Source organism: uncultured Thiodictyon sp. (assembly GCA_903837595.1).
Taxonomy (GTDB): Bacteria; Pseudomonadota; Gammaproteobacteria; order Chromatiales; family Chromatiaceae; genus Thiodictyon.
In genome coordinates this window covers 1-13,640 of record CAILVI010000245.1, presented here as the reverse complement: position 1 = coordinate 13,640, position 13,640 = coordinate 1, and the positions used below count along the sequence as shown (strand labels likewise).

At 66.5% G+C, this 13,640-nt stretch carries 12 protein-coding genes; 6 read left to right on the top strand and 6 right to left on the bottom strand.

The window, feature by feature from the left end; genetic code table 11:
- Positions 1-241 precede the first annotated feature (241 nt).
- The gene (locus QZY44_RS13295; protein WP_295446966.1) at positions 242-3,367 is read right to left on the bottom strand and encodes an error-prone DNA polymerase; all 3,126 of its coding nucleotides are present in this window, start codon (positions 3,365-3,367) and stop codon (positions 242-244) included.
- A gap of 377 nt (positions 3,368-3,744) precedes the next feature.
- On the opposite strand from QZY44_RS13295, the gene hfq reads away from it, so the two are divergent.
- From hfq to QZY44_RS13270, 5 genes are all read left to right on the top strand, one after another.
- Positions 3,745-3,999 carry an RNA chaperone Hfq gene (hfq, locus tag QZY44_RS13290; RefSeq protein ID WP_295446964.1) on the top strand — a complete coding sequence of 85 codons (255 nt, stop codon included), beginning with the start codon at positions 3,745-3,747 and terminating at the stop codon, positions 3,997-3,999.
- Between the two features lie 105 nt (positions 4,000-4,104).
- Positions 4,105-5,430, top strand: coding sequence for a ribosome rescue GTPase HflX (hflX, locus tag QZY44_RS13285; RefSeq protein WP_295446961.1), 1,326 nt, complete (start codon positions 4,105-4,107; stop codon positions 5,428-5,430).
- A 284-nt stretch (positions 5,431-5,714) separates the two neighbouring features.
- The gene (gene hflK / locus QZY44_RS13280; protein ID WP_295446959.1) at positions 5,715-6,893 is read left to right on the top strand and encodes an FtsH protease activity modulator HflK; all 1,179 of its coding nucleotides are present in this window, start codon (positions 5,715-5,717) and stop codon (positions 6,891-6,893) included.
- On the top strand, positions 6,893-7,768 hold the full coding sequence (gene hflC, locus QZY44_RS13275) for a protease modulator HflC (protein ID WP_295446957.1): 876 nt from the start codon (positions 6,893-6,895) through the stop codon (positions 7,766-7,768). Before hflK ends, hflC begins: the two co-directional genes overlap by 1 nt.
- Positions 7,769-7,802: 34 nt before the next feature.
- Positions 7,803-8,315 (top strand): YbjN domain-containing protein, encoded by a 513-nt coding sequence (locus QZY44_RS13270; RefSeq protein WP_295446955.1) that lies wholly within the window; start codon positions 7,803-7,805, stop codon positions 8,313-8,315.
- A gap of 14 nt (positions 8,316-8,329) precedes the next feature.
- On the opposite strand, the gene QZY44_RS13265 is transcribed toward QZY44_RS13270, so the two are convergent.
- Together QZY44_RS13265 and QZY44_RS13260 are read right to left on the bottom strand one after the other, a co-directional pair.
- The gene (locus QZY44_RS13265) at positions 8,330-8,728 is read right to left on the bottom strand and encodes an acyl-CoA thioesterase (RefSeq protein WP_295446953.1); all 399 of its coding nucleotides are present in this window, start codon (positions 8,726-8,728) and stop codon (positions 8,330-8,332) included.
- Positions 8,729-8,812: 84 nt separating this feature from the next.
- Positions 8,813-10,315 carry a helicase HerA-like domain-containing protein gene (locus QZY44_RS13260; RefSeq protein WP_295446951.1) on the bottom strand — a complete coding sequence of 501 codons (1,503 nt, stop codon included), beginning with the start codon at positions 10,313-10,315 and terminating at the stop codon, positions 8,813-8,815.
- A 169-nt stretch (positions 10,316-10,484) separates the two neighbouring features.
- On the opposite strand from QZY44_RS13260, the gene QZY44_RS13255 reads away from it, so the two are divergent.
- Positions 10,485-10,919: a rhodanese-like domain-containing protein gene (locus QZY44_RS13255; RefSeq protein WP_295446949.1), complete on the top strand. Its 435-nt coding sequence runs from the start codon at positions 10,485-10,487 to the stop codon at positions 10,917-10,919.
- A gap of 307 nt (positions 10,920-11,226) precedes the next feature.
- Here the strand turns inward: QZY44_RS13255 and QZY44_RS13250 are convergent, their stop codons facing one another.
- The 3 genes from QZY44_RS13250 to QZY44_RS13240 form a co-directional block, all read right to left on the bottom strand.
- The gene (locus tag QZY44_RS13250; RefSeq protein WP_295446947.1) at positions 11,227-12,024 is read right to left on the bottom strand and encodes a c-type cytochrome; all 798 of its coding nucleotides are present in this window, start codon (positions 12,022-12,024) and stop codon (positions 11,227-11,229) included.
- A gap of 20 nt (positions 12,025-12,044) precedes the next feature.
- Positions 12,045-12,512, bottom strand: coding sequence for a DsrE family protein (locus QZY44_RS13245; RefSeq protein WP_295446945.1), 468 nt, complete (start codon positions 12,510-12,512; stop codon positions 12,045-12,047).
- A gap of 151 nt (positions 12,513-12,663) precedes the next feature.
- On the bottom strand, positions 12,664-13,640 hold a 977-nt coding region (locus QZY44_RS13240; RefSeq protein WP_295446943.1), incomplete at its 5' end, for a hypothetical protein.

Genomic DNA, 13,640 nt, shown 5'->3' with positions numbered 1-13,640 from the left:
GCGCGCTCCACTTCTCCCTCCCCCCTTGTGGGGGAGGGCCGGGGAGGGGGAACGGCCAAGGCGCCCGCCACTTTCATCGTTCGGGGTGGCGCGGGCGCCATGGCCGTTACCGAAGCGTCGACGATGGGTTTCGCTGCGCTCTACCCATCCTACGGAAATACTTTCACCGTCTGAGGCCACGCATCGATCCTGAGCGTGCAGCGCTTTGAACCCGTCGCGGCTAAAGCCGCTCCCACCGGGCTCAGCAGAAGTCCCGCGAGTGGGTGACGAGCCCACCCAGCAGGGCCGAGTAGTCCAGCAGGCGCCGGGCGATCAGATGGGTCACCCCCGCCTCGCGCTGGACCTCACCATCGACGCCCAGCAACCGTGACCCCAAGAGCACCGCGCGCTGACGTTCGGCGAGCTGTTTCCAGACCACCAGATTGATCTGGCCAGTCTCATCCTCCAGGGTGACGAAGGTGACGTCGCCGGCGGTGCCGGGGCGCTGGCGATTGATCACCAGGCCCGCGGTCGCGATGCGCGCCCCCGGCGGCACCTCACCCACCTCCTGTGCGGTCAGCAGGCGCCACGCGTTGAGGCGCGGGCGCAGCAGGGCCAGCGGGTGACGGCGCAGACTGAGCCCCAGGGCGGCATAGTCGGCGACGATCTCCGCCCCCTCGGTGGGCACCGGCAGCCGGGGCGGATCGGCAGCGTCGGGCGGCGGTGGGAGCGCCAGTTCATCCTGGACCGGCCGCAGCGGATGGCGCAGACCGACCAATCCCGAGACCGACCAGGCCGCGCGGTGCCGATGACCCGCCAGGGGCGCCAGGGCATCCGCATGGGCCAGGGCCTTGAGGTCGGCCCGCTCCAGACCGGCGCGCACGATCAGGTCATTCAGGGCCGACCAGGGCGCCGCCGCCCGCGCTGCGACCAGCCGCCCGGCACCCGCCTGTGACAGGCCCTTCACCAGACGCAGGCCCAGCCGCAGGGCCGGCTGCGCCGGGGCAGGATGCCCCGGCTCCTCTAGGGTGCAATCCCACCCACTCGCAGTCACGTCCACGGGGCGTACCTCCACGCCTTGGCGCCGGGCCTCCCGGATCAGTTGCGACGGGGCATAAAACCCCATGGGTTGGCTGTTCAAGATGGCCGCAAAGAAGGCGGCCGGCTCGTGGTGCTTGAGCCAGGCGGAGACATAGACCAGGAGCGCAAAGCTCGCGGCATGTGACTCGGGGAAGCCGTATTCACCAAAGCCCAGGATCTGCTGATAGATCTGCTGCGCGAACTCGCGCGTGTAGCCCCGCTCCAACATCCCGCCCAGCAGCCGCTCGCGCAGGGCCTCCAAGCCGCCGCGCCGACGCCAGGCGGCCATGGAGCGGCGCACCTGGTCCGCCTCGCCCGGCGAGAACCCCGCCGCCACCGTCGCCACCCGGATCACCTGTTCCTGGAAGATCGGCACCCCAAGGGTGCGCCCCAGGACCTCTTGGAGCGCCGCCGAGGGATAGCTCACCGGCTCCAACCCCTGTCGGCGGCGCAGATAGGGATGGACCATGTCGCCCTGGATGGGACCGGGGCGCACGATGGCCACCTCGATCACCAGGTCATAGAAGCAGGCGGGCCGCAGACGCGGCAGCATCGCCATTTGGGCGCGCGACTCGATCTGAAAGACCCCGGTGGTCTCGGCGCGCTGGATCATAAGGTAAACATCCGGGTCCTCCGCCGGGATGTCCGCGACGCTGAGGCGGCTGCCGCGCCAGCCGTTGATGAGGTCCAGTGCGCGGCGGATGGCGGAGAGCATCCCCAGCGCCAGGCAGTCCACCTTGAGCAGCCCCAGTGCATCCAGGTCGTCCTTGTCCCACTGGATCACGGTGCGACCCGGCATGGCCGCGTTCTCCACCGGCACCAGGCGCGACAGCTCCCCGCGGGAGATCACGAAACCACCGACGTGCTGGGACAGGTGCCGCGGACAACCCAGGATCGCCTGCACGAGCCGCATGGTCTTGCCGACCTGCGGGTTATCGGGATCGAGCCCGACCTCGCGCAACCGCTGCGGGGCCACCACCGATCCGTCCCACCAGTTGAGATTGCGCGCCAGCCGGTCCACCTGATCCGCGTCCATCCCCAGCGCCTTGCCGACATCGCGCACCGCACCCTTGGGTCGATAGGTGATCACCGCGGCGGCCAGGGCGGCCCGCTCGCGCCCGTACTTGGCGAAGATGTATTGGATCACCTCCTCCCGGCGCTGGTGCTCGAAGTCCACGTCGATATCCGGCGGCTCCCCTCGCTCCCGGGAGATGAAGCGTTCGAACAGCATCTGCATCCGCGCCGGGTCGACCTCGGTGATCCCGAGGCAATAGCAGACCGCCGAGTTGGCCGCGGAGCCGCGGCCTTGGCAGAGGATGCCGTGGGCGCGGGCGAAACGGACGATGTCGTGTACGGTGAGAAAATAGGGCTCATAGGCCAGCTCGGCGATCAGGGCCAGTTCGTGCTCGATCTGTTCGCGCACCCGGAGCGGACAACCGTCCGGCCAGCGGGCGAGGACCCCCGCCTCGGTCAGCCGCCGCAAATAGGCCGCGGGGGATTGACCCGGCGGGACCAGTTCGTCCGGATATTCATAGCGCAGTTCGGCGAGCGAAAAGTGGCAGGCATCCGCCAGCACCAGGGTCTGCGCCAGCACATCGGGCGGGTAGAAACGGGCGAGCTCTGTGCGGGTGCGCAGATGATTCTCCCGATTCTGGGCCAGGGCGGGGCCCACCTGATCCACCCGCACCCCGAGGCGAATGGCGGTCAGGACATCCAGGAGTGGCCGCCGACCCGGGGTGTGCATCGCCACCTCGCCGCAGGCGGTGAGCCGCAGCCCCAGGTCCGCACCCAGCCCACGCAGGTGCGTGAGCCAGGCCAGGTCGGCGCCGCGGCGCTGCTGCACGACGCCGATCCACAGCCGGTCCGGACACAGACCGCTCAGCCATGCCCCCTCCTCGCGTTGCTGTGCCGCGTCGGCCTGGGGGTCCGGCAGCCAGATGATGAGGCAGCCCGGCAGACCATCGGCCAGGTCCGCCGGCAGCAGCCGGTCCTGGCCCTTGGGCGCACGCCGCCGCGCCACCGTGATCAGGTGCGAGAGATTGCCATAACCCGCCCGGTCAATCGCCAGGACCGCCAGGCGGGGGCCGGACTCCACCTGCAGTTCGGCCCCGATGATCAGCTTGAGCCCCAGGGCGCGCGCCTGCGTGTGGGCGCGCACCACCCCCGCCAGCGAGCAGCGATCGGTCAGCGCCAGCGCGGCATAGCCCAAGGCATGGGCACGCCGCACCAGTGCCTCCGGGTGCGAGGCGCCCTGGAGGAAGGAGAAGTTGGAGCGGCAGAGGAGTTCGGCGTAGGCCGGGGTAACCATGGGACGGGCCGGTCGGATGACTGTTGATAAACACAGTATCCACCAATCCGCCGCCGCGTGCAGCCCCCGGCGACCGGGCGGGGCGCACCGCTCGCGAGCGCCCGCGGGCGACGGCGGTGGCCCCCGGTTGGCGGCGCATCCCTGGTCCTTAGCAGACCGCGCCCACGGCGAACACAAAAATTCATCATGGCTTTATCGGCTTGGCTGCGCGACACTAACACCCTATATTAAGATTCGTTGACACGTAGCTCGGCAAGTCCCGGCTGCAGACTACGCTCACCGAAGCCCGCCGCGCCGTGCCCCTGGCCCACCGCGACGGGTAACCATTCAAGCCGGGCAAATCGAACAAACTAATCACTACAACAAGGAGCCAAACCATGTCCAAGGGCCAAAGCCTGCAAGACCCCTTCCTCAACGCCCTACGGAAGGAGCGCATCCCGGTCTCAATCTTCCTCGTCAACGGCATCAAGCTGCAAGGCCAGATCGAATCCTTCGACCAATTCGTCGTGCTGCTCAAGAGCAACGTGAGCCAGATGATCTACAAGCACGCGATCTCCACCGTGGTACCGGCGCGTCAAGTCAGGCTCCCCGCCCCCGGTGACGAAGAAATCGACGAGCCTGGTAACGCCTAGTGCTTGCCGACCAAATCACCAAAACGACCCTGGCAGTGGATCTGCCGGCTTGCCGCACGCGGCTGCACAGCACACCCGGCGCGCCTTCGCGCACCAGACCCACCGGTGATTGACCGGCCCAATTCAGGCGAACGGGCGATCCTGGTCCATCTGGACCTGGGCGGCACCGCCGAACCCGACGAGCGGGAGGAATTCGCACTCCTGGCGCGCTCGGCCGGCGCCGAGATCGTCGGCAGCCTCGCGGGCAGTCGCAAGGTGCCCGACGCGCGGCTCTTTGTCGGGAGCGGTAAGGCGCAGGAGCTCAAGGACCTGGTGGCGGCCACCGGGGCGGAGCTCGCCGTCTTCAACCATCCGCTCTCCCCGGCCCAGGAGCGCAACCTGGAGCGCCTGCTCGAATGCCGGGTGGTCGACCGCACCGGCCTGATCCTGGACATCTTCGCCCAGCGGGCGCGCTCGTTCGAGGGCAAGCTCCAGGTGGAACTGGCCCAGTTGCGCCATCTGTCGACGCGACTCGTGCGCGGCTGGACCCACCTGGAGCGCCAGAAGGGCGGCATCGGCCTGCGCGGTCCGGGCGAGACCCAGCTGGAGACCGACCGGCGCCTGTTGGCCAAACGGATCGCGCAGCTCAATCAACGGCTCGATCAGATCCAGACGCAGCGCGCCCAGGGCCGTCGCGCCCGCGACAAGGCGGAACTGCCGGTGATCTCGCTGGTCGGCTACACCAACGCCGGCAAGTCCACCCTGTTCAATCGCCTGACGGAGGCTGGGGTGTACGAGGCCGATCAACTCTTCGCCACCCTGGACCCGACACTGCGCCGGCTCGCCCTACCGGACGGTGGCCGGGCGCTGCTGGCCGACACCGTCGGCTTCGTCAGCGCGCTTCCCCATGAGCTGGTGGCCGCCTTCCGTGCCACCCTGGAGGAGACCCGCAACGCTGCGCTGCTGCTGCACGTAGTGGACGCCTCCGCACCCCACCATGCGCGCCTGATCAAGGACGTGGAGACCGTGTTGCAGGAGATCGGAAGCCTGGACCTGCCGCGCCTGGAGGTCTGGAACAAGCTCGACCTGTTGGCGGACGAGGCCCCGCGCCTGGAGCGGGATGGAGACGGTAAGCCAGTGCGGGTATGGGTGTCCGCCCGCTCCGGGGCCGGGATCGACCTGCTGTTGGCGGCCGTGGCCGAACTGACCGGGGGCGCGCGCACGCTCCACCACTTGCACCTCGGCCCTGCAGACGCCCGCCTGCGCGCCTGGGTCTACGCCCATGCGAACATCCTGACCGATGAGCCGGACGATCAGGGGGGGACGCGGCTTGCAATCCTGATCGGCCCGACCGACTTGCAGCGCCTGCTGGCGCAGGAACCGGGGCGGCAAGGGCCGCTTGGCAGCGACCCCTCGCAGGCTCCCGCCGCGGGACCCGAGCATCACAACTGACCCGAACCGGGCACCGCTCGCGCGGCGCGATTTGCGCCGCGGCGGCGCCCTGCCTACAATCTACTGTCCGGTGTTGTGGCAACGCCTTGTGGCATTGTGGTTGCCGCATGGTTGATTCGGCCGGCACCCGTCGGCATTTAGGCGAGCGGGGGAGATCGATGATCCCGCCGCAGACCCTGGGCGATCCAGTGCCCGGTGTTATCTCTATTCATGGCCTCGGTCCGGCGCACGCGTCGATCGACGCATCCATCAGTGACGCTGAAGTGACGAAAGACGGAGTACCTATGGCCTGGAATGAGCCAGGTGGCGGCAACAAAGACCCCTGGAGCGGCAAGAGCGGGGGCGACCAAGGCCCACCCGACCTCGATGAGGTCGTACGCAAGCTCCAGGAAAAGCTCGGCGGCCTGTTCGGTGGGAACAAACCCGGCGGCAACGGCGGCGCGGGCGGCGGAGGGTTCAAACTCGCGGGCGGTGGCTTGGGTGCGCGCGGCGTCGGCATCGTCGTCGCCGTATTGGTGCTCATCTGGCTCGCTACCGGCATTTACATTGTCGGACCGGCGGAGCGTGGTGTCGTCTTGCGTTTCGGCAAATATCTGGACAGCACCGACCCCGGCCCACACTGGATCATCCCCTATCCCATCGAGACGGTGGAGAAGGTGAATGTGGATGAGGTGTCATCCTTCAGCCACGAGGCGGCCATGCTGACCAAGGACGAGAACATCGTCGACGTGGAGCTGACGGTCCAATCGCTGATCCAGGACCCGGCCCAATATCTGTTTCAGGACCAGAACCCGGGGCGGTCGATCAAGGACGCCACCGAGACCGTGGTGCGCAAGACGATCGGCGGCAGCAAGCTGGACTTCATCCTGACCGACGGGCGCGAGGCCATTGAGACGACCATCCGGGAGCGGGTTCAGGAGTTGATGAATCTTTACAAGACAGGGCTCAAGGTCACCTCGGTCAACATGCAGCCGGCTAAGCCGCCGGAGCAGGTGAAGGAGGCCTTCGACGACGCCATCAAGGCGCGCGAGGACAAGCAGCGTTCGGAGAACCAGGCCGAGGCCTATTCCAATCAGATCCTGCCCCAGGCGCGTGGTGAAGCGGCCCGTATTACCGCCGACGCCAAGGCCTACCGGGACAAGGTGATCGCTGAATCCGAGGGTGAAGCGGCGCGTTTCACATCGGTACTCACGGCCTACCAGAAGGCACCCGGGGTGACGCGTGAGCGTCTCTACCTGGACACCATGGAGCAGGTGTTCAGCGGCACCAACAAGGTCATGCTCGACGTCAAAGAGGGCGGCAACAGCAGCCTACTGTATCTGCCGCTCGATCAACTGATGCGGCAGCGCCAGGGCGCGGCGAGTACGGCGGCACCGCCGCCGCCCGTGGTGGCGGCCGAGCCGGACCCCCGGGTAGGTGCAGGTGTGCCGCGCCCGGTCGAACGTGATCGGAGGGCGCGTTGATGGATAGGTACAAGACGTTTCTGCCGGCGATCCTGGCCGCCCTCATCCTGCTGGTGTGGTCGTCCACCTTCATCGTCAATGAGTGGCAGACGGCCATCAAGCTGCGGCTCGGCGAGATTATCGGCAGCGACTACCCGCCCGGCCTTCACTTCAAGATCCCGCTGCTGAACGACATCAAGCTGTTTGATCGCCGTATTCAGACGCTCGACTCGTCCCCCCAGCGCTACCTCACGGTAGAGCAGAAGGCGGTGATCGTGGACTCCTACGTGAAGTGGCGGGTCGCGGATCCAGCCCAGTACTTCCGCTCGACCAGCGGGAGCGCGAGCCGCACCTCCAAGCTACTGTCGGAGCGGATCGGCGGCAGCCTGCGCGAAGAGTTCGGCCGGCGCACCATTCAGGAGGTCGTCTCCGAGGACCGCGTGGAGATGATGGCCGACCTGACCAAGAAGGCGGATCTTCAGGCCAACGCCTTGGGTGTGGAGGTGATCGACGTGCGGATCAAGAAGATCGATCTGCCGCCGGAGGTCAGCGAGTCGGTCTACATGCGCATGCGCGCCGAGCGTGAGCGGGTGGCGAGCGACCTGCGGGCCAAGGGCAAGGAGGCGGGCGAACGCATCCGTGCCGACGCCGATCGGCAGCGCACCGTCACCTTAGCCGATGCCTACAAGGAGTCGGAGCTGGCGCGCGGTGAGGGTGATGCCAAGGCCACGGACATCTATGCCGCCGCCTACAGCGCCGACCCGGACTTCTACGCCTTCTATCGCAGCCTGAACGCCTACCGCGGCGCCTTCGGCGCCGGCGGTGACATGATGGTGCTACAGCCCGAATCCGAGTTCTTCCGCTTCTTCCGCAACCAGGCCGGCAAGCCCCAGTGAACCAATCCGCAGTGAACCAAGAGGTCATAGGGTGATGAGAAACTCAGTATCGACGCTCGCAATCTGCTCCCTCTTACTCGTTGGCCTGACGCCGGCGCAGGCGGCCAACAAGGCCATCGCTGCGGCGCCGGCCGCCGACTCGGCCAGCGCTGCGGCGGCGGCAGCCGACCGGGCCATTTCGCGCATGACCGGGGACGAACTGGCCGCGATCCTTAAAGAGGAAGGCTATGTTGCCAAGGTCGAAAAGCCGTCAGTCGTGTCAATGAAGATCGAGGGCTACAAGACGCTGCTCCTGATCGCCGACGACCATGAAAGCTTACAGGCCTATGCCGCATTCAAGTCCAGCAAGGCAACACTGCAGCGGATCAATGAATGGAACAAGGGCAAGCGCTATTCACGCGCTTATATCGACAAAGACGGCGACCCGGTCATTGAGCTCGACCTCGACCTAGTGGGCGGCGTGCAGAAAGAACGCATCGCTGACTTCATCCGTACGGTGGTGATGTCGGTGCCACCGTTCGCGAAAGAGTTCCTGAACGCCGATTAACCCGACCACCGCCGCTAGACCAGCACTGCCTCAAACTCGGCCGGCACGTATGGCCGGCCACGGGCATTGAGTGCGGTACCGATGATCCGGGCATCCAGCACGGGCTTCTCATCCGGCAGCCGCACGATGCCCTGCACAAAGGCGAAGCGCAGCCGCGATTCGCGCACAAAGTTCAGTCCGACACAAAACCGATCCCCGCTGGTCAGCGGGAACCGGTAGTCGAGTTCAGCCCGCACCACCACCAGGTTGATGCCGGCGCGGGTGTACTCGGCAAAGTCGATGCCGATGGACTTGAGATACAGATGGCGGACATGCTCCAGATAGTTCTGGTAGACGCCGTTGTTGACGATCCCCTGGATGTCGCACTCGTAATCGCGCACGGCCATCTCATGGGTGAAGGAATAGTGTTCCATGGGGTAGTTCCCGAATCGATGTTGAAATAGTCAGACAGTTGAAAGCCCCTCGCCCCAGACGGCGCCAGGGAAAAGTGCGGCGGTTCAGCCCTTCCCACCCGTCTTGGTGCCGAACAGTGAACCCATGACCCCGCGCACCAGTTGGCGGCCGATCTGCGAACCCAGGCTGCGGGCGGCGCTGGTCGCGAAGGCCTCCAGCGGAGTTTGACGCCCGCGCGAGCCGCCACCGGTCCCGAGCACCCCGCCCAGCACGTCGCGCCAACCGCCGCCGCCAGGCGTGGCCTCGGCCACCTCGGTGGCCCGCTGCGCCAGCTGTTCATAGGCGGACACCCGGTCGATGCCGACGTCATAGACCCCCTTGACCAATGAGCCGTCGATGACCGCCTGGCGCTCCGGGGCCGTCACCGGACCCAGCCGGCTCCCCGGCGGGGCGATGGTCACCCGCTGCACAATCCCCGGGACGCCCTGCCCGTCGAGCGTCGAGACCAGGGCCTCGCCGACCCCCAGGGCCGTAATCACCGCCGCGGTGTCCAGGTCCGGGTTCGGGCGGAAGGTCTGGGCCGCCACCCGCACCGCCTGCTGGTCCTTGGGCGTGAAGGCGCGCAGCGCGTGCTGCACACGGTTGCCGAGCTGACCCAGCACCGTCTCCGGCACGTCGAGCGGGCTTTGGGTGACGAAATAGACCCCAACCCCCTTGGAGCGGATCAGCCGCACCACCTGCTCGATCTTATTCAGCAGGACCTTCGGGGCATCGTTGAAGAGCAGGTGCGCCTCGTCGAAAAAGAAGACCATCTTGGGCCGGTCCAGATCGCCCACCTCCGGCAGGGTCTCAAACAACTCGGCGAGCAGCCAGAGCAGAAAGGTGGAATAAATGGCCGGCGTCTGGACGAGCCGGTCAGCCGCCAGGATATTGATATAGCCGTGGCCGTTCTCATCGGTCTGCATCAGGTCGGCCAGGTTCAGGGCGGGCTCACCGAACAGGGTCTGCGCCCCCTGCTGCTCCAAGGCCAGCAGGCGGCGCAGGATGGCCCCCACGCTGGCCTTGGAGACATTGCCATAGCGGGTCTGAAGCGTCTCCGCCGCATCCGCCGCATGGGTCAGCAGTGAGCGCAGGTCCTTCAGATCCAGGAGCAGCCAGCCGCTCTCGTCCGCCAGCTGGAAGACGATGTTGAGCACGCCCTCCTGGACCTCATTGAGCCCCAGTAGCCGACCCAGCAACAGCGGACCCAGCTCGCTGATGGTGGTGCGCACCGGATGCCCCTGCTGCCCATGGATGTCCCAGAACATCACCGGATTGGCGGCATAGGCAAAGCCCTCGGACTGCTCCAGCCCCAGTTGCGCGACCCGCTGCGCCACCGTCTGGTTGTCCCCGCCCGCCTGGCTGATCCCGGCCAGGTCGCCCTTCACATCGGCCAGAAAGACCGGCACCCCGGCACGGCTGAACTGCTCCGCCAGGCGTTGCAGGGTCACGGTCTTACCGGTACCGGTGGCACCGGCCACCAGGCCATGGCGGTTGGCCATACGCAGGTCGATCGACACCGGCGCTTGACCGGTGCCGACGAGGATGGAATCGATCGAATCGTTCATAGTGGTGGCGCTCCCGTCGGCTGGCGTCGTTAAGGCTGTCAGTGTATACCGAGCGGGCGACCAAACCGAACCGGTACGGTCGACGCGGTTGGAATGACCGGCCCGCGACCTGATTCTTTTGCTCTTACCAACCGACCGGGCGGGCGCCACCCGCCCCTGGAGATACCCCATGTTCAACCGCCAAGCCCTGACGGTCCTCGCCGCCCTGCTCATCACCGCCGGCCTGGCCGCGGCCGGCACCATTCTTACCCCCCCGGAGGCCCTCGACCAGGCCAAGGCCGGCAAACTCACCCTGATCGATGTGCGCACCCCCGCCGAGTGGCGCGAGACCGGCGTGCCGGAGGGCGCCGCCACCATCAACATGATGGACCCCAAAGGTCCGGACGGCTTCGCCGACGCGGTCCTGGCCCAGGTCAAGGGCGACCGCGCCGCCCCCATCGCGCTCATCTGCCGCAGCGGCAACCGCTCCAGCAGGATGCAGGAGGCCCTGGAGGCCCGCGGCTTCACCCAGGTCGCCAACGTCAAGGAAGGCATGTCCGGCAGCGCGGCCGGCCCCGGCTGGCTTGAGCGCAAGCTGCCGGTGACGCAGTGCAAGGGGTGTTGAACGGCTGATCAGGCGATGCTTCACGGCACCGTTTCAAGGCTGAGCCCTTCGGGGGCGGGGGGGCGGTAACGCCGCCCGCCACATGCGACTTGATCATGGTTCCGCCACCCCGGGGCCGGCGCGCCGTAGGGTGGATAAGCGCAGCGCATCCACCGGTGCCGCCGACACCTTGGCTGGTTGATGCGGCGCGCCTGAGCGCCGTACGCGGCCCGCGGCGCTGTGCCGCGGGCCTTATCCACCCTACTATGGGCGATTTCGCTGACCACATCACTCTTGATCGCACCCGGACGATCCTGCGGCTTGCCGGTTAATCGGGCCGCACCTGAGAGAGGACATAGGCGGCCAAGTCCCACGCCTCACCATCGCTGAGAGAGTCGCCGGCACCAAACGGCATCTTATGCTTGATGAAGCCGGCCGCGGTGTGCTGGCGCGCCATGCCCGCACGACCAGCAAACGACTGCAAACCCCACAGGGGTGGGAAGACGTAACCGCCATCGCCATCCGCAGACTTCGTTCCACTGCCATCGGCTCCGTGACACATGGCGCACTTGGCCTTGTAGACCACCCCGCCATCAATGGGATTGGGCGCGCGCGCCAACTCAAGCTCGGGTATTCCGCTGCCTGCCACCCGAGCCCCAATGGGCACCCCCTGGGAGAGCCAGGTCATATAGGCCACCATGTCCACCATGGCGGGGTGGTCGAGCGGAAGCGGCTTGCCGTTCATACTGCGTTCAAAGCAGTCGTTGATCCGCCGCTCCAGCAGCTCCACCATCTGATCCCGCGCATTGAATTGAGGGAAACGCCCGACTACCCCGATGAAGGGTGCCGCGTTGGCGACGGTCCCGACCTCAGTAGCATTGCCGAGGTGGCAATTCTTGCAGGTGAGGCCGTTGCCCACGAACTCCGGCAGCCGTTGCGCCGTGCTCATCAGGTAGTCACGGCCGCGGACGATGCTCTCCCCCAACGGGCCGGTGGGGATGGTCTCAGCCGGCGGGACCACCAACACGACTGTTCCGGACGCTGCGGCCGTCGTGCCGTTGACGCACGCCATTGCGAACAGCGTAGAGCCCAGAATCTTGCCCTTCATGGTCTTGGCGAGCGGCATCGGGCGTGCACGTCGCCGCGTCAGGGCTTGATGTAGGCGAAGCCATCGGCCTGTGCCTGCGCGAGCGCGACGACGCCCGCGGGTACGACCTTGACGAACGCTGGCAACGAATCCGGGGCGATCTTCTTCTCTTCGAGTGCATTACGGCATGCCTCGACCCTCACGCCCAGGCGCGCCACCTCCTCCATCAGCGATGTCAGATTGCTGCTGCCCTGCAGCCCGTAGACACCGCCGCCGTCGGTGACGATGCGTACCTGGATCGATGGATACTGCGCGGCCAGGTGCTTCGCGTTTGAGAGTGCCGGAGGCCAGCCGTCCGGGGCACTCACATGCAGCACGATTTTCAAGGCGCGCGGCGGCGCTGACTCCGGCACTTGGGCAACCGCCGCGCTACCGGCCAACAGCCCGGCAGCAGCGACCGCGCCCTGGCGCAGCGCGTGCCGACGGTCGTGATCCACTGGCGCGTCTGCGTTCCGTTCTGTGTCCATGGCATTTACTCGCATTAAGGGGTTTCACTCTATCGCAGGCACCGGATACCTGGCGATGGCAGCAGAAACCTATGAATTGTAGGGTCCGCTGCGCGGACCGCTTACCCGCCGTAAGTGAGGGGGCAGAAACGATGATCAAGGCCCCGCGGAGTCATACCTCCCCAACCGCCGCTCCCGCCCCTTCCTGCGTCCGATACTCCCCCAACGCCACCCGGATCGGTGCACGCAGCCCCTCCCCGTAATACATCGCCTGGTATTTTGGCATCTGTTTGATGCGGTCCGTATAGAGCCCGACCTTATCCGCGCCGGCAAAGCTCTTGGCCATCAGCTTGGCGTCGGCCTCATTCAGTCGCAGCGCCAGATAATTGGCAACCGCGGTGAACAACGAAGAATCGAAGTCCTTCGCCTCCTGGGACGCGATCACGAAGGCGATGCCGTATTTGCGGCACTCCTTCACCATGGTCGGGATCAGCTTGAGCCGCGCGGCCCGGTGCGCCTCGTCGAAGATCACCGCATGGGTGATACGCCCCTGGGTACCGCGGCGAAACATACCCTGATACAGGTTGTGGAGGACGAAGGTCGCGAAGGCGCGTTGCAGGTTCTCGTTTTGGGTACCGTGGATCGCGATCAGAGACAGTCGTTCCTGGTCCAACAGGGTCGGTGCCCCGCTGTCGGCGTCGAACAGCCCGTAGTCGTCCAGCTCATTCAATCGGGTGAGCAGCCCCTTATCGGGTTTCTCCTCGGCACGCAGGCGGTCCAGAAAGGTGCGGAAGGCCGGCACCTCGCCGGTCTGCGTCGGTGACCAGCCCCGATCCAGATAGCTCTGCTTCAACGCCTCGCGCAGCCGCCCGAGTTGGACATCGCCCAAGTCAGGAAAGACCGCCGAGAAAATGTCGCGCAGCATCCCGACGTTGTCCAGATAGGCGAGCGGATTGTCCCCGATCACCTCCATCGGATTGAAACCCAGGCCCGCGTAGCGAACGACCAGCGGTGGCTCGGCCGTGTCCTTCCGGCAAGCCTGCATGAATTCCGCGCGCTGGTCCGGTAACGTGGGAGCCCCGTGTCGTTGGCGACCGGAAAGTGCGACGTTGTCGCTGTTGGGGCGGGCGGCAGGCAGTAGCGAAGTGG

Excerpts from the sequence above, each read along its gene's own strand:
- QZY44_RS13295 (WP_295446966.1), bottom strand. The coding sequence starts at position 3,367 with ATGGTTACCCCGGCCTACGCCGAACTCCTCTGCCGCTCCAACTTCTCC.
- hfq (WP_295446964.1), top strand. The coding sequence starts at position 3,745 with ATGTCCAAGGGCCAAAGCCTGCAAGACCCCTTCCTCAACGCCCTACGG.
- hflK (WP_295446959.1), top strand. The coding sequence starts at position 5,715 with ATGGCCTGGAATGAGCCAGGTGGCGGCAACAAAGACCCCTGGAGCGGC.
- hflC (WP_295446957.1), top strand. The coding sequence starts at position 6,893 with ATGGATAGGTACAAGACGTTTCTGCCGGCGATCCTGGCCGCCCTCATC.
- QZY44_RS13270 (WP_295446955.1), top strand. The coding sequence starts at position 7,803 with ATGAGAAACTCAGTATCGACGCTCGCAATCTGCTCCCTCTTACTCGTT.
- QZY44_RS13265 (WP_295446953.1), bottom strand. The coding sequence starts at position 8,728 with ATGGAACACTATTCCTTCACCCATGAGATGGCCGTGCGCGATTACGAG.
- QZY44_RS13260 (WP_295446951.1), bottom strand. The coding sequence starts at position 10,315 with ATGAACGATTCGATCGATTCCATCCTCGTCGGCACCGGTCAAGCGCCG.
- QZY44_RS13255 (WP_295446949.1), top strand. The coding sequence starts at position 10,485 with ATGTTCAACCGCCAAGCCCTGACGGTCCTCGCCGCCCTGCTCATCACC.
- QZY44_RS13250 (WP_295446947.1), bottom strand. The coding sequence starts at position 12,024 with ATGCCGCTCGCCAAGACCATGAAGGGCAAGATTCTGGGCTCTACGCTG.
- QZY44_RS13245 (WP_295446945.1), bottom strand. The coding sequence starts at position 12,512 with ATGGACACAGAACGGAACGCAGACGCGCCAGTGGATCACGACCGTCGG.